Here is a 20,649-nt window from a genome sequence, read left to right on the forward strand (position 1 = left end):
CACCGCCTCGCCCCGCCACGGCCTCATCGGCGGGGAAGGCGCCCCTGATAGACTGACCCCCTACGCGACCGATAGACCCGACCAACGAGGACACCATGACGACAACCTCACTCGTGCCCATCTCCCAAGAAGACAAGATCGCCGCCGTCTCCGGCTTCCAGGATCGCTCCCTGCCCATCGAGCAGGCCTGCGTGTGGGAAGCCTTCGAAAAGTCCCAGGGACACGGCGTATGGGGCCGATACGCGTGGTGCGAGGACGACACCAAGGTCGCTTTCATCACCCTCTACAAGTACGCGGTGCGAGGCGTGCACTACCTGTGGGCGAAGTGGGGCCCGGCCTGGGTCAAGGAGGCGACCCCCGAACGTGAGGCCGCCCTGCGCGCCGACCTGCTGCGCGAAATCAAGAAACGGGACAAATCCGTCGCCTTCGTGCGCCTGCACGCCATCTACCAGCACCCCGACCTGGTGATGCCCCTGCAGACCATCTCCTACGACCGCACCGTCGTCATCGACACCTCCGGCAAGACCGAAGAAGCGATCCTCGCGGCGATGCCCAAGTCCGGCAAGCGCTCGATCCGCTCCGGCCTGAAGAAGGGCAAGGCCGAAGGCATCACCTTCCACGAGGACACAGCGAACGCGGCCGACGTCATCGACGAGTACTACGCCGTCATGGAAGAGACCGCCGAGCGTGACGGTTTCCGCCCCCACCCCAAGGCCTACTACATGAGCCTGCTGACCACGCTGGGACCCAAGCATGCGCGCATCTTCTCCATGCGCGACGCCGACGGCGCCATCCTGTGCTGGGACTTCTGCCTCGTGGAGGGGATCCGCGCGCAGGCCGAATACGGCGCCTCCACCGAGGCCGGCCGTCGCCTGCGCCAACCCCCGGTCCTGGACTTCCTGGCCGCCGAGTTCCTGGCCCGCGACGGCGTGCGCGAATTCGACCTCATGGGCGCGCACTCCCCGCGCTGCCCCGATCTCTACAGTGTCGGCAAGTACAAGAGCGCCTTTGCGGCGCACTTCACCGACGTCCCCGGCGGGTGGGATATGCCCGTCAAAAAGAACACCTATCGCGCCCTGAGCGCGGCAAAAGCGATCAAGGACTGGCGCGCCCGCTCCTGAATCGCCCGCCCCCGGGCGTTAGAATCCCACTAGCACCTAACTGCATCGACCGTATCGACCAAGGAGACACTGTGCCCGACATCTCGCTCGTCATCGACGGAGAAAACCAGACCGTACCGGCGGGGACCACGGGCACGACGTGGTTCGAGAAGTCCCGCGACGTCGTCGCCATCAAGGTTGACGGCACGCCGCGCGACCTCGCGACCCCCTTCGAGGAGGGCACGAGCGTCGAGGCCATCACACTGGCCAGCGAGGACGGCTTGAACATCCTGCGTCACAGCGCCACGCACGTGCTCGCCCAGGCCGTTCAGGACGTCTTCCCCGATGTCAACCTCGGCATCGGCCCCTTCATCACCGACGGCTTCTACTACGACTTCGGCAACATCGACGCGGTCACCCCCGAGCTGCTGCGCGACCTCGAAAAGCGCATGAAGCGCATCATCAAGGAAGGCCAGCGCTTCGTGCGCCGCGAAATCTCCGAGGAGGAGGCCACCCGCGAGCTGGCCGCCCAGCCCTACAAGCTTGAGCTGGTGACCACGAAGGGCAAGGGCGCGGAGGGCGCGTCCGTCGAGGTCGGCGGCGCGACCCTGACCATGTACGACAACGTCCGCCGCGACGGTTCCGTCGCCTGGAAGGACCTGTGCCGCGGCCCCCACCTGCCCTCCACCAAGCTGATCGGCAACGGCTTCGCGCTCACCAAGGCCTCGGCCGCCTACTGGAAGGGCGACCAGTCGAACGACCAGCTCCAGCGCATCTACGGCACGGCCTGGGCCTCCAAGGAGGACCTCGTCGCCTACCAGGAGCGCATCAAGGAAGCCGAGCGCCGCGACCACCGCCGCCTCGGAGCCGAGCTGGACCTGTACTCCTTCCCCGAGGAGATCGGCCCCGGCCTGGTCATCTTCCACCCCAAGGGTGGCATCCTGCGCCACGAGATCGAGTCATACGTGACCGACCGGCATAAGCAGGCCGGCTTCGACTTCGTGCACACCCCAGAAATCTCTAAGGGCGGTCTGTTCCACACGTCGGGCCACCTGCCCTACTACGCGGACACGATGTTCCCGCCCATGCTCGTCGACGAGGAACGCGACGAGGAGGGTAACGTCACGAAGGCAGGCCAGGAGTACTACCTCAAGGCCATGAACTGCCCGATGCACAACCTCATCTTCCGTTCGCGAGGCCGCTCCTACCGCGAGCTGCCCCTGCGCTTCTACGAGCTGGGCCACGACTACCGCTACGAGAAGAGCGGCGTCGTCCACGGCCTGACCCGCATGCGCGGCTTCACGCAGGACGACTCGCACACCTACTGCACGCCCGAGCAGGCCTCCGAGGAAATCCGCACGCAGATCGAGTTCTTCCTCTCCATCCTCTCCGCCTTCGGACTGAAGGACTTCTACCTGGAGCTGTCCACGCGCGACGAGGACGGCAAGAAGAAGGACAAGTTCATCGGCTCCGACGAGGACTGGGCGGCCGCAACCAAGGCGCTTGAGGACGCCTGCGCGGCCACCGGCCTGGACCTCGTGCCCGATCCGGGCGGCGCCGCCTTCTATGGCCCGAAGGTCTCCGTCCAGGTCAAGGATGCGATCGGCCGCACCTGGCAGATGTCGACGATCCAGTACGACTTCAACCAGCCCGAGCGCTTCGACCTGGAGTACACGGCCGCCGACGGAACCCGTCAGCGCCCCGTCATGATCCACTCCGCGAAGCTGGGCTCCGTCGAGCGCTTCATCGGCGTCCTCACCGAGCACTACGCGGGCGCGTTCCCGGCGTGGCTCTCGCCCGTCCAGGTCCGCCTTATCCCCGTCGCCGAGGCCTTCGACGGCTACGTCAAGGACGTCGCCGCGAAGCTGCGCGAGCGCGGCGTGCGCGTCGAGACCGACCTGTCCGACGACCGCTTCGGCAAGAAGATCCGCAACGCGTCGAAGGACAAGATCCCCTTCACGCTCATCGCCGGTGGCGAGGACGTCGAGGCCGGGGCCGTGTCGTTCCGCCTGCGCGACGGCTCGCAGCATAACGGCATTGTTGTCGATCGCGCGGTTGAGCTGATCGCCGCGCACATTGAGCAGCGCAACAACGCGGACCAGATCGACGGCCTCGACGAGGCGTGAGCGACATGACGGAGCAGGGCACGCCCCACGAACCGTTGCCCACCGAGGACGCCCGCGGGCTTGCGGGCGTCCCGGACGGCTTCTCTCGCTTCTGGACCCCCTATCGGATGGCCTACATCCACGGGGAGGGCAAACCCGCCGACGCGAGTGACCGCACGTGTCCCTTCTGCGCCGCGCCCGGTAAGGCCGACGACGAGGGGCTCATCGTTCACCGAGGCGCCACGTGCTTCGTGCTCATGAACCTCTTTCCCTACAACTCCGGTCACCTGCTCGTGTGTCCGTATCGTCACGTCTCGGACTACACCGAGCTGACCGACGCTGAGCGCGTCGAGCTGGGGGAGCTGACGGCTACCGCCATGCGGGTGAGCCGCGAGGTGGCAGCCCCGCACGGCTTCAACCTGGGCATGAATCAGGGCGAGGTGGCGGGCGCCGGAATCGCCGCTCACCTGCATCAGCACATCGTGCCTCGGTGGGCCGGTGACGCGAACTTCCTGCCCATTATTGCGCGCACGAAGGCCGTGCCCGAGCTCCTCGAGGACGCTCGCGCACGCCTAGCTGCCGCCTGGCCGAGGGAGGACTGATGCTCGGCAATCACGGACGGTCGATCACCAAGGCGATCTTTACGCCGCTCGCCCGCGTTCTTGCCCGCGCCGGTGTGACTCCGAACATGGTGACGGTTGCGGGAACGGTGGCGTCCGTGGCCATCGCGGTCGTGTGCATCCCGCGGGGATGGATCTGGCAGGGCGGCATTGCCCTGGCGGTCGTGATGTTCGGCGATTCGGTCGACGGAACACTGGCGCGGATGACGACCGGCGGGACGCGCTTCGGTGCCTTCCTAGATTCGACGCTCGACCGTCTCGCCGACGGCGCGGTCTTCGGTTCGCTCACCGCCTACGCGGTCTTCCGGATGGCAGATTCCCCCGTGCGAACCTGGGCGATCATTGTCGGCATCTGCTCGATCATCGGCGCGGCGGCGGTGCCCTACGCCCGCGCCCGAGCGGAGTCCGTGGGCGTGATCGCCAAGCTCGGTATCGCCGAGCGCACCGACCGCCTCATTGTCGGCATGGGCACGGCGATGCTCATGAGCCTCGGGCTGCCCGAATGGGTGTTCGCGGCTGGCCTGACCTGGGTCTGTGTCGCGTCTTTCGTGACCGTGTGCCAGCGCATCTGGTTCACCGCGCGCACCATCGACGAGGGAGCGCAGTGACCTTTTCGCCCCTGTCGGCAGCTTTCGCGCTGGCCCCACGCCTGCCCCTGCGCGTCGTGATGCGTGCGGCTCACGTCGGCGCAGGCGTCCTCGCGCGGCGCGGGGGAGCGCCCATCGAACGCCTGCGCGCCAACATGGCGCGATTGACGGGCGAGCAGCCCTCGCGCGACCTGCTGATTGCCGCCGTCCGCTCTCATATTCGCAACTATGCCGAGGAGCTGATGCTGGGCTCGAGCAGGGGAGTACCCCTGTTGGAGGGCGTTTCCTTTGACCGTTTCGAGGCCCTGGCTGCCGCCAGTGAGGACGGCCCGGTCGTCCTGGCCCTGGGTCACTCGGGCAGCTGGGACCGCGCGGGCGCGTGGGTGTGCGCCCACGGTCGGGGGATCGTCACGGTGGCCGAGAAGGTCGAGCCCCCCTCGCTGTTCGAGCGTTTCGTGGCCTTGCGCGAGGGGCTTGGGATGGAGATCATCGGCGTCGCCAAGGGGGAGTCTGTGTTCGGCAGCCTCGTCGAGCGGGTGCGCGGCTGTAGCGTGATCGTGCCCTTGCTGGCTGACCGCGACATTTCGGGATCGGGCATCGAGGTGGATCTGGGGCGCGCGCGAGCCCTCGTCGCGGCGGGACCCGCGGCCCTCGCGACCAAACTGGATCGCCCTCTTTTCGTCGCGTGCATCACCTATGAGAATGAGACTCCCACGGGCGCGGACGTGCGCGTGCGCTGCGTCGGTCCGGTGAGCGTTCCCGAGGAGCTGGCGCCGGGCGCGAACCGCGTGGAGGCGCTGACGCAGGCGTGGGTGAGTGAGTTCGCCGCGATGATGGCGGAGCGGCCGCAGGACTGGCACATGATGCAGCGCGTGTTCGTCGAGGACTTAGACCCCGAGCGCCTCGCCCGCGCCCGGGCGGAGCATGAGAGGAAGAACCGGTGAAGATCGGGATCGTCAACCCCTATTCCTGGGATGTGCCCGGGGGAGTGGGCTTCCATATCCGCGACCTGGCGCTCAAGCTGCGCTCACGCGGTCACGACGTGCGCGTCCTGACCCCCTCGACCTCCGATGACCTGCCCGAGTGGATCACGTCGGCCGGTTCCTCGGTGTCGATTCCCTTCAACGGGTCGGTCGCCAACATCTCCGTCAAGCCTACGATTCTCAAACGGACGCGCCGCTGGCTCGCCGACAACGACTTCGACGTCGTCCACGTGCACGAGCCGGTCGTTCCCTCGGTCTCCATGGCCGCCGCAATGCTGTCGCGGGCGCCCCTGGTGGGTACCTTCCACGCGGCTCTCGGTCGTTCGGTGTCGCGCGCCATCGCCTCGGCTCCGATGAGGCTGTACATGGAGCGCATCGGTGTGCGCATCGCGGTCTCCGAGGAGGCGCGCCGGACCCTCATCGAGCACCACGGCGGGGACGCGGTCATCATCCCCAACGGGGTTGAGACGGCCTCGTTCCGCTCTGCTTCGCCGTTGGAGCGCTGGGAGGCCAGCGCCGATCGCCCGGTCATCGTGTTCCTGGGGCGGCTTGACGAGCCGCGCAAGGGCCTGAGCATTTTTGCCGGGGCGATTGGCTCTGTCCTGGAGCGTTTCCCAGGCGCGCGCTTCCTCATCGCGGGCAGGGGGGATGCCCCCGACATTCGCGAGGCCGTGGCGCGTTTTGGCGAGTCGGTGTCCTTCCTGGGTGGCATCAGCGACGAGGAGAAGGAGTCGCTGCTCGCGGGCGCGAGCATCTACGTGGCGCCTCAAACGGGAGGCGAGTCCTTCGGCATCGTCCTCGTCGAGGCGATGGCCGCCCGCACCGCCGTCGTCGCATCCGACATTCCGGCTTTCCGCGCCGTCCTCGAGGACGGGCGTGCGGGAGCGCTCTTCGAGACCGGAAGCTCTGAGTCCTTGGCGGCCACGCTGATCGACCTGCTGGGGGATCCCGGCAGGCTCGACGAGCTGTCGGACGCGGGCCAGCGAGCCTCCGCCCAGTATGACTGGGAGGTCGTGGCGGACAAGGTGTTCGAGGTCTATAAGCTCGCCATCGACATGGGAAGCCCCGCGGAATCGGGTTCGCGCAGCACGCGGGACCTGATTCGCGGACGTGAAGACCGAGGGGAGTCATCGTGATCTTGTTGTCCCCGTGGGCGTTGGTCGGCCTCGCCGTCCTCATCGTCGTGCTCGGGATTGTCGCCTTCGTGGCGATCAGCCGAGCCCGTCGCCTCGATCGCCTGCATCAGAGGATCATTGCCTCACGCGACGCGCTTTCGCGGCTGCTCCTGCGCCGGGCCTCGGAGGCGTCGCTCCTGACGCAGTGCGCGGCCTTCGAGGAGGGGAGCGCCGACGCGATGCGTGACCTCGCGCGCGCCTATATTCACGACGGCGGCGATCAGCTCACGATCGATGGCCTCGATCGGCGCACGACCGCCGGACGTCAAGCCGATCGCGTGGAGGTCGCCGCTCGGCTCGAGCGTGCCTCCGCCCTGTCGCGCGCCATCCGGGACACGCTGACCCCGCCGGTTCGCGAGTCGATCAGCGCGGACCCGCTGGCCGCGGCGCGGCTCGAGGCGCTCGACGCGACGTGCTATCGGATCCAACTGACACGTAACGTGCATAACGTGGACGTCGCGGGCGTGCGTGCCCTTCGTTCCGCACGAATGGTAAAATTGCTTCGGCTCGCGGGGCACGCTCCGATTCCGGAGCCGATTGACTTTGATGACGACACGCACACTGGCGGACGGGGATACTGACATGGAGACGACCCACTGGGGAGGGCCGGGCGAAGACTACCGCCTGAGCAAGATCAGCGCTGCTGCCATCAGTGAGGACAACGGCATCGGCGCACCCGCCCCCGACGACGCCGCCCCCGTGTGGCAGCCGCCCAAGGCGATTCACTCGTTCCCATGGTTCGAGATGGTCATGACCGTCATCGGTGTCCTCGGCATCATCGGCCTGACCCTGTACATGCTGACCCCCGAGGCCACGGGATACTTTGCGCTCGTCAAGACGACACTGCTGGCTCTCATCCCGCTGGTGATCGTCGTCGGGTTCCTCATTCGCATCGACCGCTGGGAACCCGAGCCCTGGAAGACGAAGATCTCGGTGTTCCTGTGGGGCGCCGGCGTTGCAACCCTGTCGGCCGGCATCCTCAACACCGCGCTGCATCACAACATCGCATACTCGACCGGCGACGCGCAGGGGGCTTCCGCCCTGTCCGCGACCTTCGTCGCCCCGCTTGTCGAAGAGACGCTCAAGGGCGTCGGCGTGCTCATTGTGGTCCTCGTGCGGCGCACCAACATTAACTCCGTCCTGGACGGCGTCGTGTACGCCGGGTTCTCGGCCGCTGGATTCATGTTCACCGAGGATATCCTCTACTTCCTGCGTGGCGAGGCCGAGGGCACGACCAACCTCATCGTCCTCGTCGTCATGCGCGGTATCTTCAGCCCCTTCCTGCACGTCATGGCCACGTCCATGACGGGTATCGGGCTGGCGCTGGCACTTCTCAAGTTCAAGCGCGGATGGTCCAAGGCGGGAATCGTCGCCGTGTTCTGGGTGTGCGCCATGGGGATCCACTTCCTGTGGAACGGCAGCGCCTCCTACGGGGGTGGCTGGTTCCTGGTCCTCTACGCTGTTGTTCAGGTGCCCGCGTTCATCGTGTGGTCCGTCCTGCTGCTGCGCGCGACACGCAAGGAAGCGGAGAAGATCCGCACCGGCCTGGTTCCCTACGTCCGTACCGGCTGGGTCTTGCCCGGCGAGGTCACGATGGCCACCGACAAGCGTTCCCGCAAGGCAGCCCTGAAGTGGGCGGCCCGTGGCGGTCGCGACGCCAAGAAAGCGATGCGTTCCTTCCTGGCCAACCTCGCCTCCCTCGGCCTCGACCAGCGCCTCATGGCCAAGCATGGGCCCGATCCCGCCCGCATCGAGAACGATCGACAGATGCTCACCGAGGCCGCCGACAACAGGCGTGAATTCCTGCGCCTGACCTCCATCGCCGAGCAGCAGCACGACGTCTCGAAGGCCGTCTCCTCGCGCGCCCGGGCAGCCTGAGAGCAGAAAGAACAACAGTGACCTACAATCCCCAGTTCCCCGGTCCGGCTCCCACGGGGCACGCGATTGCCCCGCAGGGCAACGCAGGAGCCAACGCTGTGCCCGCCCCCGGCGCAGGCCAAGTCCCGCAGCCGATGGCGGGCGCGACCCCTCCCGCTCAGGGCTCCAGGGCGCCTCAGGCTCCGGTTCCGGCCCCGAGCGCGTCGGCTCAGTTCACGTCCCGCTACGGTGGCCAGGCCGTGCCCGCTCCGACGCAGGGCCAGGTTCCGCAGCCGAAGGAGGGCCAGGTCCCGCAGCCGACGCAGGGCGCGACGCCTCCCGCGCGCGTTCCCATGGGACAGCAGGCGTCGCCCCAGTTTGGACAGGGCGGGCCCACCCGGGCCTCGGCGCAGTTCGGAGCCCCGAGCGCGCCCGACCAGGCGCCCCGCGCCGCGGGCAGTCGTTTCGCGCCCCCGGGACAGTCCGCGTCTGAGCCTGGCACCCCCCAGGCCTCGTCGGCCTCCCGCGCATCTGCGCCGGGCACCCCTGCACCCGGTCAGTTCACCCCCGGATTCCGCTCCTTCGTGCGCTCGGGTCCCTCCATGCCCGGCCCCGGCACGGCCCAATATCCGCAGGCCGCACCGCAGGCAGCCCAGGTGTGGGTCATGCCCGAGCCTGAGAGGAAGCCTCTCCCCGTTTTCGAAGGGGTCACCATCGGCGCGGGCGCCGCGATGATGCTTCTCGGCATCCTCGGAGCGATTTTTGTCGCTGGGCCTTTGTACGGCATGTTCTTCGCGTTCATGTGCCTCTTTCCGCTGTCGATCGTCATCTCCTTCCTGCTCTTCGTGGACCGCTTCGAGCCCGAGCCCTGGTGGACGAAGATCGCCGCATTCCTGTGGGGCGGGGGCGTCGCCATCTTCTTCGCTGGAATGTCCAACGACTTCGCGAAGCTTGTTTTTTCCGCAGCAACGGATAACCCCGCGGCCGGCGAGGTCTTCGCGGTCGTCGTCGGTGCCCCCCTCGGCGAGGAATTCCTCAAGGCGCTCGGCGTCATCGCCATCGTTCTCCTGCGCCGAAACAACATCTCATCCCCCCTCGATGGCCTGCTCTACGGCGGCCTGTCCGCTGCCGGCTTCCTCGTCGTCGAAGACTTCGGGTACTTCGTGGACGCGGCGGTCGACGGTACCTTCTGGTTTACCTTCTTCGTGCGCGTCTTCATGGGCGTTTTCGGTCACGTCATGTACACGTCCCTGACGGGATGGGCGATCGGCTGGGCCGTCACCCGGACGAAGTCGATCGGCCTCGGATGCGGCGCGATCACGCTCGGATACCTCCTGGGCGTCACGCTCCACGGTGTGTGGAACGGCTCCGGCTACATCGTCTCCTCAGAGGAGGCCTGGTTCCTCCTGTACGCCTGCCTGCAGATCCCCCTCTTCATCGGCTGGCTGTGCTTCGTCGGCTTCGCCATGAAACGCGAGCGCCGAGACGCCGCCGCGGGCCTCATGCCCTATGTCCAACAGGGCTGGATCATCCCCAGCGAGGTCCAGATGGTGTGCGATCCCGCCTCGCGTCGCACCGCCCTGAACTGGGCAGCGCGCGGTGGCCCGGCCTCGAAGAAGGCGATGAAGCAGTTCATCTACGCGCTGGCCACCCTCGGCCTCGACCAGGTCGTCATGAACGTGCGGGGCCCTGAACCCAAGCGCCTGGAGGCCACGCGCGAGGCCACGAAGGAAGCAACCGAGCAGCGCGCCATCTTCATGCGACTCACGGGTGCACGTATCGTCTGAATCATCGGTGCTCATGGCCCACTCAACGCCTCCTCACAGGGCGGACACAGGAAAGCGGGCCATGATGCTACCGACAGAAAGGACATAGACGTGACTCACACACACCCTGCCCGTCGATCAACGACGGCACTCACCGTGAGCTCGATCATATTGATCATCCTGAGCATCCCGGCACTTGCCTACGAAGTGCGCGGCGCGATCGACGGTGCCACCAACTCAACGGCGGCACTCGCCGTGGGCGCCTCGTGCGTGAGCGCCCTTGTCGGTCTCGTTTTCTTGGCGTGGTTGGCGCGATTCACCCCGTCGATCCTCTCGTGGATCGCCGCATTCGCGTGGGGCACCGGTGGTGCGCTCCTCATTGCGGGCATCGGTAATGGCGTGACCGATGCGGCCATGGAGACGAGCATCTCAGATGCCCAGACGGCCGATGTCGTGACGTCGGTCGTGACAGGACCGCTTATCGAGGAGACCGCGAAGGGGATCGGCGCGCTCATCCTCATCCTTACAGCTCGCAAGGTGTTGCAGCGCCCCGCCCAGGGCGCGGTCCTGGGCGGCCTCGTGGGAATCGGCTTCGCGTGGGGCGAGGACATCGGCTACTACGTGAGCGCCCTCGACGAGGGCATGGGCGGCCTGTGGGAATCGTTCCTGGCCCGCGCCCTCCTCGGTGCCTTCGGGCACGCCATCTTCACGGGCGTCTTCGGATTCGCGCTGTGCTGGGCGATCCTGCGCGCGAAGAATGTCTTCGTCGGGATCGCCGCGGGCCTCGGCGGTTTCGCGGGAGCCGTGCTCCTGCACGCGCAGGCCAACGGCGTCGGCTTCCTGGCGCCCGAGGACTCCTGGAACCTCACCTATGGCGCGATCGAGGTTCCGATTCTCGCTGTCAGTGTCGCGCTCCTCGTGTGGGGGATGCGCCGCCGCCGGGCTACCCTGGAGGCATGAGCGCACTCGACTGGCCGCTGGACGCGGACGGCTACCCCCACCGGGAGGCCGCCCGCGTCCTCCTGTTCGACGACGCAGGCAGGGTGCTCCTGGCAATGGGGCACGACGAGGACCAGCCGGAACGGTCCTGGTGGTTCACGATCGGAGGCGGCATCGAGGCAGGGGAGGACCCTCGTGCGGCCGCCGTGCGCGAGGTCTACGAGGAAACGGGCCTGCGCCTGCGGGCCGACGACCTGGTCGGTCCCGTCCTGTATCGCACCGCCGAATTTGATTTCCTGGCCGTCACCGCGCGTCAGGACGAGTGGTTTTTCATCGCCCGGGCCCCCTCCACTGCGCTGAGCAGGGACGGGTGGACCGAGCTCGAACGCTCCGTCATCGACACCCAACGCTGGTGGGACGTCGACGAAGCCTCGGCAAGCATCGACGGGGAGATCTACCCCGCGCAGATCCTCGAGTACGCCAGGGCGTGGAAAGATGGCTGGGACGGAAAGCTCATCGAGCTGACCGACACCCGCGAACCGTAAAACGCTAGGCCAGGGACAGGCCCAGCGGCGCGATCGCCAGGGACAGATCCGGCACGTTGAGCTGGACCGACACCTGCTCGCGCACCGCGGGCTTCGCGCAGAAAGCGATACCGACCCCGGCCTCGTTCATCATGGGGATGTCGTTGGCTCCGTCCCCGATCGCAACCGTGCGCTCCATCGGCACCCCCAGGGACGAGGCCCACTGGCGCAGGCACTCGACCTTGACCTGTGAGGTCACGATGCGCCCGAGGACTCGGCCCGTGAGCGCGCCGTCGACCACCTCCAGGCGGTTGGCCGCGTAATAGTCGATACCCAGGGAGGCTGCCAGGGGGGCGACGACCTCCTCGAAGCCCCCGGAGACGACCCCGAATCGACCCCCGGCCGCGTGCACGGCGTCGATCAGCTCGCGCGCGCCCGGCGTCGGTGTGATCGAGGTGAGAACGTCGGCGAAGACGGAGGCGGACACTCCCGCGAGGGTTGCGACCCTCTCACGCAGGGACTCGGCGAAATCAAGCTCGCCGTTCATCGCGCGCGAGGTAATCTCGGCGACCCGTTGGCGCGTGCCCGCGGCCTCGGCCAGTTCCTCGATGACCTCCTGGCTGATGAGCGTCGAATCGACGTCGGTGACGACGAGGCCGGGTGCCCCGCTGGCGAACAGCAGCGCACCCGGCTCATCGATACGGTGAGTGGAGCTCACTTGCGGACGACCGTCCCCTTCGGAACGACGGTGATCCCGGACTCCGTGACCGTGAAGCCACGCTCGACGTCGTGCTCGAGGTCGACGCCGACGGCGGCGCCCTCCTCAACGATGACGTTCTTGTCCAGAATCGTCTTGACGACCTGCGAGTGACGGCCCACGCGGCTGCCGTGCATGACGACCGAGTCCTCGATCCGCGCCCACGAGTGGACGTAGGTGTGCGGGGAGACGATCGAGCGCACGATCTCGCCGCCGGAGACGATCACGCCGGGGGAGACGAACGAGTCGATCGCGTGACCCAGACGATCCTGGTCGCCGTAGACGAACTTGGCCGGTGGCAGCGAGCCATCGATCATCGTCATCGTCGGCCACTCACGGTTGTACAGGTTGAACACCGGGTGCACCGAGATCAGGTCCATGTTCGCCTCGTAGTAGGCGTCCAGCGTACCAACGTCGCGCCAGTAGTCGCGGTCGCGGTCGGTCGAACCCGGCACGTCGTTGTCCTGGAAGTCGTAGACGCCGCACTCGCCGCGCTCGACGAACCACGGGATGATGTTGCCACCCATGTCGTGCTTCGAGTCGGGGTTGTTGGCGTCCTCGCGCAGGGCGTTGACCAGGTCCTTCGTGGTGAACACGTAGTTGCCCATCGAGGCGAGCACCTTGGTCGGGTCGTCGGGCAGGCCCACGGCGTTCTTGGGCTTCTCGAGGAAGTTCTTGACGACGCCGCCCTCGCCGTCGATGACACCCAGGGCGGGGGCGAGCTCGATCGGCTGGCGGATGCCGGCGACCGTCGCGGGCAGGCCCGAGTCGATGTGGTGCTGGACCATCTGCGAGAAGTCCATGCGGTAGATGTTGTCCGCGCCGATGATGACGATGTACTCGGGCGCCTCGTCGTCGACGATGTTGAGAGACTGGTAGATCGCGTCCGCGCTGCCCAGGTACCAGTGCGGCCCGCGACGCTGCTGAGCCGGAACGGGAGCAATGAAGTTGCCGAGCAGGGGAGAAGTGTACCAAGTCTTCGTCACGTGGCGGTCAAGCGAGTGAGACTTGTACTGGGTCAGCACGACGATCTTGAGGTATCCGGAGTTGACGATGTTCGACAGAGCGAAATCGATCAGGCGGAAATGACCCCCAAACGGGACAGCCGGCTTCGCGCGATCTGCCGTTAGCGGCATCAGACGCTTACCCTCACCGCCCGCAAGAACGATTGCCAGAACGTGGTTCTTTGCCATACGGCACCTCTTCGTTGGTCGATTGGGCCTGCCTCGCCGCAGGCCGTGGGTGTGGTCACACTGTATTACAGATGTCTATCGTTTGCTACACCGTCTCGTTTCGATTTCGATGCCCGTGAATTCAGATACTATGTGTTACACGCGTCGCCACTGTCGGAAGGACCACATCATGCGCGTTGATCTGCTCACCCGCGAATACCCGCCCCACGTCTACGGCGGAGCCGGTGTCCATGTTCTCGAGTTGGCCAAGGTGCTGCGCGGCCTCGTCGATGACCTGCGAGTGCAGGCGTTTGACGGCCCCCGCGCGCCCGGAACCGACGGAGCCGATCCGGGGGTGACCGGTCACTCGGACCTGCCCCAGCTTGAGGGAGCTAACGCAGCGCTGCGTACCCTCGGTGTCGACCTCGAGATTGCCGCCGCGTGTGAGGGCTCGGACCTGGTGCACTCGCACACCTGGTACGCCAACTTCGCGGGCCACGTGGCCTCGCTCCTCGGCGACATCCCCCACGTCATCTCCGCCCACTCGCTGGAGCCGCTGCGCCCGTGGAAGGCCGAGCAGCTCGGCGGCGGCTACCGCCTGTCCTCCTACGTGGAGAAGACCGCCTACGAGGCCGCCAGCGCCATCGTCGCCGTCTCCAACGGCATGCGAGAGGACATCCTGCGCTGCTACCCGAGCGTCGACCCCGAGCGCGTCCACGTGATCCACAACGGCATCGACCTGAACAAGTGGCACGCGCCGACGGGCGAGGCCGGGGATGAGCTGCGCGAGCGCGTCCTGGCGGAGCACGGCATCGATCCGACGCGTCGGACGGTGGTCTTCGTCGGCCGCATCACCCGACAGAAGGGCCTGCCCTACTTCCTGCGCGCGGCCCGCCTGCTGCCCGACGACGTCCAGCTGGTCCTGTGCGCGGGCGCCCCGGACACCCCCGAGATTGCCGCCGAGGTCGAGGGCCTCGTCGCCGACCTGCGCGCGACCCGCTCCGGCGTCGTGCTCATCTCCGAGATGCTCCCGCAGCCAGAGGTCGCCGCGATCCTCTCCGCCGCCCAGGTCTTCATCACCCCTTCGGTCTACGAGCCCCTCGGCATCGTCAACCTGGAGGCCATGGCGCTCGGCCTTCCCGTCGTCGGCACGGCGACCGGCGGCATCCCCGACGTGATTGTCGACGGCGAGACGGGCTACCTCGTGCCGATCGAGCAGATGCAGGACGGCACGGGAACCCCGCTGGACCCCGAGACCTTCCAGCACGACATGGCGGATCGCCTTATTCGTGTCCTGGACGACCCGGAGCTGGGTCGTCGCATGGGCGAGGCCGGCCTCGTGCGTGCGCGCGAGCACTTCTCGTGGGAAGCCATCGGCGTGAAGACCGCCGACCTGTACCGTTCGCTCGTCTAGGGCGCGCGCGGTGTCCAACACGACTAGGCTTGATGCATGACTTACGTCCTGAATCTTTCTCACGTGTCCCTCCAGCGAGGAGACACGCAGGTCCTGTCCGACGTCTCGTGGTCGACGCGTCCGCGCCAGCACTGGGTCATCGTCGGTCCCAACGGCGCGGGTAAGACGACGCTGGCGCGCGTCGCCTCGGGCCGCATCACTCCCGATAGCGGCGAGGTGACGGTGTCGGAGACGGATCTCGCCCACGCGGATCCGGCCGATGTCGCGACGCGCGTCGGGCTGGCCTCGGCTGCCGTGGCGGCGAAGATCGTCCCCACGCAGTCGGTGTTGGACACCGTGCGCAGCGCCGCCTGGGGCGTCGCTGTCGCTCACGACGAGGAATACGAAGAGGTCGACGATGAGCGCGCGAACGCACTCATGGAGATCTTCGGCGTCGCCCACCTGGCTCAGCGCGAATTCGCCACCCTGTCCGAGGGCGAGGCGCAGCGCGTCCTTCTAGCGCGCGCGCTCATGACCGACCCCGAGGTGCTCGTCCTCGACGAACCCACCTCTGGCCTCGACCTGGGGGCGCGCGAGCTCCTCATCGGCGCGCTCTCCGAGATCATGAAGGGCTCGAAGTCTCCTCAGATCATCCTGGTGACCCACCAGATCGAAGAGATTCCTGACGGCGCGACCCACTGCGCGATTATGTCGCATGGGACCATCGCCCATCAGGGGCCCATCGAGGACGTGCTGACGGGCGTCAACCTGTCCGAGGTCTACGGCATGCCCCTGCTCGCCGGGCGCACGGACGGGCGCTGGTGGGCGCGCGGCGTCACCGAATAGAGCAGTAAAGGAACGAAACCATGTGGTGGGTATGGATCCTTGCCGCCCTCGTCTGCGGCATCATCGAGGTCATGAGCGTCAGCTTCGTGTTCCTCATGTTCGCGATCGGCGCCTTGGCGGCCGGCATCGCGGGTGCCCTGGGCGCCAACGTGACGATTCAGGTGATCGTCTTCGTCGTCGTGACGGTGGCGCTTCTGGCCGGTCTACGTCCCTTCCTGAAGGGGCGTATCGATCGATCTGCGGGTGACGTGCGCACGAACACCGACGCACTGATCGGTAAGACCGGGTACGTCACCGAGATCGTGGGCGAGCGACACGGACGCATCCAGTTTTCGGGCGGCGAGTGGAGCGCGCGCACCGAGGGCGCGTCTATCCCGGTGGGAGCCGAGGTGCGCGTCGATCGCATTGACGGTGCGACCGCCGTTGTGAGCGCCGTCGAGCCCACGCAGCTCGCCCCCACGCACCCCTATGCCGACCCCGCGTCGTGAGTCGCGCCCCATTTGTTTGATAAGAAAGGAAAGACGGTATGAGATCCGCTGACATCATCGGCAACATCGCCCTGGTCGTTATCTTTGCCCTCATCGTTTTCGTCGTGGTCTCGCTGGTCCGCGCGGTGCGCATTGTCCCGCAGTCGCAGGCCTACGTTGTTGAGCGCCTCGGACGATTCCAGGCGGTCATGCGAGGTGGCTTCCACCTGTTGGTTCCCTTCGTGGACCGCGTCGCCGCCCGCATCGACCTGCGTGAGCAGGTCGCGAACTTCCCGCCCCAGCCGGTCATCACGGCCGACCAGGCGATGGTCTCGATCGACTCGGTGATCTACTTCCAGATCACCGATCCGCGCAGCGCGACCTACGAAGTCGCGAATTTCCTGCAGGCGATCGAGCAGTTGACCGCGACCACGCTGCGTAACCTGATCGGTTCCCTCGACCTCGAACAGACGCAGACCTCGCGCGAGTCCATCAACAAGCAGCTGCGCGGCGTCCTCGATGAGGCGACGGGCCCGTGGGGCATCCGCGTGACCCGCGTCGAGCTCAAGTCGATCGAGCCGCCGCCGCGAGTCCTGGCCGCCATGGAGCAGCAGATCACCGCCGAGCGCACCAAGCGCGCCACGATTCTGACCGCCGAGGCCGAGCGTGAAGCGCAGATCAAGAAAGCCGAGGGTGCCAAGCAAGCCGCCGTTCTGGCCGCTTCCGCCCAGCAGGAGGCTCAGGTGCTGCAGGCCAAGGGCCAGAAGGAAGCCCTGATCTTGCAGGCAGAGGGTGCCCGCCAAGCGCAGATCCTGCGCGCTCAGGGTGAGTCCGAGGCCATTCAGACGGTCTTCGCCGCGATCAACGCGGGCAAGGCCACGCCCGAGCTGCTCTCCTACAAGTACCTCGAGATGCTGCCGAAGATCGCCGACGGACAGGCGTCCAAGCTGTGGATGCTTCCCTCCGATCTCACCGGCGCACTGGAGTCCATCTCGAAGGGTTTCAACCTGGGCAAGTAGACTGGACCCTATGCCGGGCCGACCGCAGTCCCTGCGGTCGGCCCGTCGTCTATTCAACGGGAGGTCAACGGTGGATTCGCACCAGGAGCATGTGCTGCGCGAGGTCGCGCAGAAGAATATCCGTTTCATTCGGCTGTGGTTCACGGACGTCGCGGGCGTCCTGAAGTCGATTTCTATCGATCCGGGTGAGCTCGAGGATGCGTTCAGCGAGGGGATTGGCTTCGACGGTTCGGCCGTCGAGGGCCTGACCCGCGTGTTTGAGTCGGACATGCTGCTGATGCCGGATGCCTCGACGTTCCAGCTGCTGCCGTGGCGCCCGCAGGAGGAGCCCGTGGCGCGCATGTTCTGCGACGTGCTCATGCCGGACGGGCGTCCCGCCCCCTCAGACCCTCGCGGTGTCCTGGAGCGCACGGTCGAGCGCGCTGCGGACGCGGGATTCCGCGTCATGATGCATCCCGAGATTGAGTTCTACCTCCTGCGTCAGCCTGTGACCCCCGAGCGCATGGTGCCCGTGGATCAGGCGGGCTACTTCGATCACGTGGCGCGTGGGGACTCGAACGATTTCCGGCGCCGCGCGGTGCGCATGCTGGAGGACATGGGTATCCCCGTGGAGTTTTCGCACCACGAGGGTGGGCCCGGCCAAAACGAAATTGATCTGCGCGCCGTGGATCCGGTGCGTGCGGCCGATAACATTATGACAGCCCGCACGGTCATCGAGGAGGTGGCGCTGCGCGAGGAGCTGGTCGCTACCTTCATGCCCAAGCCGTTCATCGAGCACCCGGGATCGGGCATGCATACGCATCTGTCGCTCTTCGAGGGCGAGGAGAACGCGTTTTTTTCCCCGTCGGGCCAGTACCGTCTGTCCACGACGGGGCGGCGTTTCATCGCGGGGCTCCTCGCCCACGCGGGGGACATGGCTGCGATCACGAACCAGCACGTGAACTCGTACAAGCGCCTGTGGGGCGGGGGAGAGGCACCCTCCTACGTGTGCTGGGGGCACTTGAACCGCTCGGCTCTCGTGCGCGTCCCCCTGTACAAGCCGAAGAAGAGCGGATCCGCGCGCATCGAGTACCGCGCCCCCGATCCGAGCGCGAACCCGTATCTGGCCTTCGCCGTCATGATCGCGGCGGGCTTGGACGGCATCGAGAAGAAGATGGAGCTCATGCCCGAGGCGGAGGACAACGTGTGGGATCTGTCCGATCGTGAGCGGCAGGTGATGGGCATCCACGCCCTGCCCGCCTCCCTGTCGGACGCGGTGCGGGCAATGAAGGGGTCGGAGCTGGTTGCCTCCACCCTCGGCGAGCAGGTCTTCGACTATGTCATCCGTAATAAACGCAAGGAGTGGACCGAGTATCGTCAGCAGATCACCCGCCAGGAGATCGAGCAATTCTTGAAGGTCGTCCCGCGGTGACCCCCGAGGAGCTGCGGGTCGCGGGTTTCCTGGACGCGCGCCGCGCCCAGGCCTTCCTTGAGGAGCTTCCGCGGGGCGAGTCGTGGGTCGCGGATTTGAGCGCGTCGGCCGACCCGGATCAGGCACTGCTGCAGGCGGTGCGACTGAGGGAGGCGGACCCGGGTCTCGTCGAGACGCTCAGCACGGACGAGCATGCCCGGCGGCGCGTGTGCGCGATCCTGGGCGCCAGCCAGTGGCTGGGCGACTACGTGATCGCGCAGCCCTCGCGCGCGGCGGCGATGAACGAGAAGCCGGGCGAGCCGCGCGACGTCTTGTACGAGGCCGTGGGAGCCCACAGCATCGGCGGCGGCGCGTGGGTGGCCGCGCCGGAGGCCAGCGTCGACGACTTGCGCGCCGCCTACCGCCGGGTGCTGCTGCACCTGGCGGCCGACGACCTGACGAGCGCATCCCCCGAGGACATGATGCCGATCGTAGGGGAGCGCATCGCTGCTCTGGTGGACGCCACCTTGGATGCAGCCCTGGCCCTGGCGCGCCGCGACATCGACCCGGAGGCGCGGGTTCCCTTCGCGATTATTGCGATGGGCAAGACGGGCGCGCGCGAACTCAACTACATCTCCGACGTGGACGTCGTCTACGTTGCTGAGGCCGGGGCGGACGGGGACGAACGAAGCGCCCTGGAGATCGCGACCCGTCTGGCTTCCGCCACGGCCTCGGCCTGTTCGGGCCCTGGAAGCGAGGCGCCGCTGTGGACCGTGGACGCGAACCTGCGTCCCGAGGGGCGCAACGGCGTCCTCGTGCGCACGATCGAGTCCTACCGCCAGTACTGGGACAAGTGGGCCCAGACCTGGGAGTTTCAGGCGCTGCTCAAAGCGCGAGCGTGCGCGGGCGACCCCCGCCTCGGCATGGCCTTCGAGGAAGCCGCCCAGCCCTACGTGTGGAGCGCCTCGGCGCGCGAGGGCTTCGTCGAGGCGGCGCGCGCAATGCGCCGGCGCGTCGAGGACAATATCTCGCGCTCCCACGCCTCGCGTGAGCTCAAGCTTGGGCGCGGCGGCCTGCGCGACGTGGAGTTCACCGTGCAGCTCCTCCAGCTGGTGCACGGGCGCACCGACGTGTTCTTGCGGGTGCGTTCCACCCTGGAGGCGATCGAGGCGCTGCGCGAGGGCGGCTATATCGCCCGATCCGACGCGGACCAACTCGCCTCCTGCTACCGATTCCTGCGCGCCGTCGAGCACCGCACGCAGCTGCCGCGCATGCGCCGCAACCACCTGATTCCCGATAAGGACCGCGACCTGCGGGTTCTGGGGCGCGCGATGGATCCGGCGCGCTACCCGGACGCGGACTCGATCCGCGCGGCGATCGACGAGGTGCGCGCCAGCGTGCGTGCTCTGCATGAGGACGTGTTCTATCGGCCGATCGTCGCGGCCACCGCGCAGCTTCGCGAGGACGAGACGTCCCTGCACGCCGAGGGGGCGCGCGACCGGTTGGCGGCCATCGGCTACCGCGATCCCGCCGGCGCCCTCACGCACATCGCAGCCCTCACTCAGGGGACGAGCCGGCGCGCCGCGATCCAGCGCCACCTCCTGCCCGTCTTCATTTCGTGGCTTGCGGGCGGCGCGGACCCCGACATGGGGCTGCTCAACTTCCGCATCCTCTCTGAGGACATCGGGGACTCGCACTGGTACCTGGCGCTCCTGCGCGACTCGGGGGTGGCTGCCCGCAGGCTCATGACGATGCTGCCGAACTCTCGGTGGATCGCCGAGGCTTTGGCCAAACGCCCCGAGGCGGTCGCCTGGCTGGACGACGACTCCGAGTTGGCACCGCGTCCGCCCGAGCGCCTGACCCGCGAGGTCGCGGCGCTCATCGATCGGCACGACGATGCGACCGAGGCGGCCGCCCGCGTGCGGGCCGTGCGCACCCGCGAGCTGACG

The 20,649-nt window shown here is 67.2% G+C and carries 19 protein-coding genes; 17 read left to right on the top strand and 2 right to left on the bottom strand.

What is annotated here, in order from left to right; genetic code table 11:
• The first annotated feature begins 95 nt into the window (after positions 1-95).
• The 11 genes from HMPREF1138_RS05400 to HMPREF1138_RS05450 all read left to right on the top strand — a co-directional run bounded on the left by HMPREF1138_RS05400 (position 96) and on the right by HMPREF1138_RS05450 (position 11,677).
• A complete protein-coding gene (locus HMPREF1138_RS05400; RefSeq protein WP_009057485.1) occupies positions 96-1,121 on the top strand; it encodes a lipid II:glycine glycyltransferase FemX in 1,026 nt (341 codons plus the stop codon).
• A gap of 71 nt (positions 1,122-1,192) precedes the next feature.
• Complete coding sequence (thrS, locus tag HMPREF1138_RS05405) at positions 1,193-3,226, top strand: threonine--tRNA ligase (protein WP_009057493.1); 2,034 nt, start codon at positions 1,193-1,195, stop codon at positions 3,224-3,226.
• A 5-nt stretch (positions 3,227-3,231) separates the two neighbouring features.
• A complete protein-coding gene (locus HMPREF1138_RS05410; protein WP_009057465.1) occupies positions 3,232-3,807 on the top strand; it encodes an HIT family protein in 576 nt (191 codons plus the stop codon).
• Positions 3,807-4,433, top strand: coding sequence for a phosphatidylinositol phosphate synthase (pgsA, locus tag HMPREF1138_RS05415; protein ID WP_009057498.1), 627 nt, complete (start codon positions 3,807-3,809; stop codon positions 4,431-4,433). The genes HMPREF1138_RS05410 and pgsA overlap by 1 nt, the downstream gene beginning before the upstream one ends.
• A complete protein-coding gene (locus HMPREF1138_RS05420; RefSeq protein ID WP_009057475.1) occupies positions 4,430-5,356 on the top strand; it encodes a phosphatidylinositol mannoside acyltransferase in 927 nt (308 codons plus the stop codon). Before pgsA ends, HMPREF1138_RS05420 begins: the two co-directional genes overlap by 4 nt.
• On the top strand, positions 5,353-6,531 hold the full coding sequence (locus HMPREF1138_RS05425) for a glycosyltransferase family 4 protein (protein WP_009057492.1): 1,179 nt from the start codon (positions 5,353-5,355) through the stop codon (positions 6,529-6,531). The genes HMPREF1138_RS05420 and HMPREF1138_RS05425 overlap by 4 nt, the downstream gene beginning before the upstream one ends.
• Positions 6,528-7,151: a hypothetical protein gene (locus HMPREF1138_RS05430; RefSeq protein ID WP_009057481.1), complete on the top strand. Its 624-nt coding sequence runs from the start codon at positions 6,528-6,530 to the stop codon at positions 7,149-7,151. The genes HMPREF1138_RS05425 and HMPREF1138_RS05430 overlap by 4 nt, the downstream gene beginning before the upstream one ends.
• A 1-nt stretch (position 7,152) precedes the next feature.
• Positions 7,153-8,448, top strand: coding sequence for a PrsW family intramembrane metalloprotease (locus HMPREF1138_RS05435; RefSeq protein ID WP_039937053.1), 1,296 nt, complete (start codon positions 7,153-7,155; stop codon positions 8,446-8,448).
• A 17-nt stretch (positions 8,449-8,465) separates the two neighbouring features.
• Entirely contained in the window at positions 8,466-10,214 is a 1,749-nt protein-coding gene (locus HMPREF1138_RS05440) for a PrsW family intramembrane metalloprotease (protein ID WP_009057487.1), read from the top strand.
• A gap of 90 nt (positions 10,215-10,304) precedes the next feature.
• A complete protein-coding gene (locus HMPREF1138_RS05445) occupies positions 10,305-11,153 on the top strand; it encodes a PrsW family intramembrane metalloprotease (RefSeq protein ID WP_009057472.1) in 849 nt (282 codons plus the stop codon).
• On the top strand, positions 11,150-11,677 hold the full coding sequence (locus tag HMPREF1138_RS05450) for an NUDIX hydrolase (RefSeq protein ID WP_009057462.1): 528 nt from the start codon (positions 11,150-11,152) through the stop codon (positions 11,675-11,677). The genes HMPREF1138_RS05445 and HMPREF1138_RS05450 overlap by 4 nt, the downstream gene beginning before the upstream one ends.
• Before the next feature lie 4 nt (positions 11,678-11,681).
• Here HMPREF1138_RS05450 and serB read toward each other — a convergent pair whose 3' ends face one another.
• Positions 11,682-12,374 (bottom strand): phosphoserine phosphatase SerB, encoded by a 693-nt coding sequence (serB, locus tag HMPREF1138_RS05455; RefSeq protein WP_009057476.1) that lies wholly within the window; start codon positions 12,372-12,374, stop codon positions 11,682-11,684.
• On the bottom strand, positions 12,371-13,606 hold the full coding sequence (locus HMPREF1138_RS05460; RefSeq protein WP_009057466.1) for a glucose-1-phosphate adenylyltransferase: 1,236 nt from the start codon (positions 13,604-13,606) through the stop codon (positions 12,371-12,373). The genes serB and HMPREF1138_RS05460 overlap by 4 nt, the downstream gene beginning before the upstream one ends.
• Positions 13,607-13,775: 169 nt before the next feature.
• On the opposite strand from HMPREF1138_RS05460, the gene glgA reads away from it, so the two are divergent.
• The 6 genes from glgA to HMPREF1138_RS05490 form a co-directional block, all read left to right on the top strand.
• On the top strand, positions 13,776-14,999 hold the full coding sequence (gene glgA, locus HMPREF1138_RS05465) for a glycogen synthase (RefSeq protein ID WP_009057464.1): 1,224 nt from the start codon (positions 13,776-13,778) through the stop codon (positions 14,997-14,999).
• A gap of 36 nt (positions 15,000-15,035) precedes the next feature.
• Positions 15,036-15,824: an ABC transporter ATP-binding protein gene (locus HMPREF1138_RS05470; protein ID WP_009057477.1), complete on the top strand. Its 789-nt coding sequence runs from the start codon at positions 15,036-15,038 to the stop codon at positions 15,822-15,824.
• A gap of 20 nt (positions 15,825-15,844) precedes the next feature.
• Positions 15,845-16,312 carry an NfeD family protein gene (locus HMPREF1138_RS05475; protein WP_009057458.1) on the top strand — a complete coding sequence of 156 codons (468 nt, stop codon included), beginning with the start codon at positions 15,845-15,847 and terminating at the stop codon, positions 16,310-16,312.
• 38 nt (positions 16,313-16,350) lie between these two features.
• Entirely contained in the window at positions 16,351-17,310 is a 960-nt protein-coding gene (locus tag HMPREF1138_RS05480) for an SPFH domain-containing protein (protein WP_009057491.1), read from the top strand.
• A gap of 70 nt (positions 17,311-17,380) precedes the next feature.
• Positions 17,381-18,721, top strand: coding sequence for a glutamine synthetase family protein (locus HMPREF1138_RS05485; RefSeq protein WP_021612682.1), 1,341 nt, complete (start codon positions 17,381-17,383; stop codon positions 18,719-18,721).
• On the top strand, positions 18,718-20,649 hold a 1,932-nt coding region (locus tag HMPREF1138_RS05490), incomplete at its 3' end, for a bifunctional [glutamine synthetase] adenylyltransferase/[glutamine synthetase]-adenylyl-L-tyrosine phosphorylase (RefSeq protein ID WP_009057495.1). The genes HMPREF1138_RS05485 and HMPREF1138_RS05490, both read left to right, overlap by 4 nt.

This window comes from Actinomyces sp. ICM58 (genome assembly GCF_000283035.1).
Classification (GTDB): Bacteria; Actinomycetota; Actinomycetes; order Actinomycetales; family Actinomycetaceae; genus Pauljensenia.

Excerpts from the sequence above, each read along its gene's own strand:
- HMPREF1138_RS05450 (WP_009057462.1), top strand. The coding sequence starts at position 11,150 with ATGAGCGCACTCGACTGGCCGCTGGACGCGGACGGCTACCCCCACCGG.
- HMPREF1138_RS05470 (WP_009057477.1), top strand. The coding sequence starts at position 15,036 with ATGACTTACGTCCTGAATCTTTCTCACGTGTCCCTCCAGCGAGGAGAC.
- HMPREF1138_RS05475 (WP_009057458.1), top strand. The coding sequence starts at position 15,845 with ATGTGGTGGGTATGGATCCTTGCCGCCCTCGTCTGCGGCATCATCGAG.
- glgA (WP_009057464.1), top strand. The coding sequence starts at position 13,776 with ATGCGCGTTGATCTGCTCACCCGCGAATACCCGCCCCACGTCTACGGC.
- HMPREF1138_RS05460 (WP_009057466.1), bottom strand. The coding sequence starts at position 13,606 with ATGGCAAAGAACCACGTTCTGGCAATCGTTCTTGCGGGCGGTGAGGGT.
- pgsA (WP_009057498.1), top strand. The coding sequence starts at position 3,807 with ATGCTCGGCAATCACGGACGGTCGATCACCAAGGCGATCTTTACGCCG.
- HMPREF1138_RS05410 (WP_009057465.1), top strand. The coding sequence starts at position 3,232 with ATGACGGAGCAGGGCACGCCCCACGAACCGTTGCCCACCGAGGACGCC.
- HMPREF1138_RS05435 (WP_039937053.1), top strand. The coding sequence starts at position 7,153 with ATGGAGACGACCCACTGGGGAGGGCCGGGCGAAGACTACCGCCTGAGC.
- HMPREF1138_RS05480 (WP_009057491.1), top strand. The coding sequence starts at position 16,351 with ATGAGATCCGCTGACATCATCGGCAACATCGCCCTGGTCGTTATCTTT.
- HMPREF1138_RS05400 (WP_009057485.1), top strand. The coding sequence starts at position 96 with ATGACGACAACCTCACTCGTGCCCATCTCCCAAGAAGACAAGATCGCC.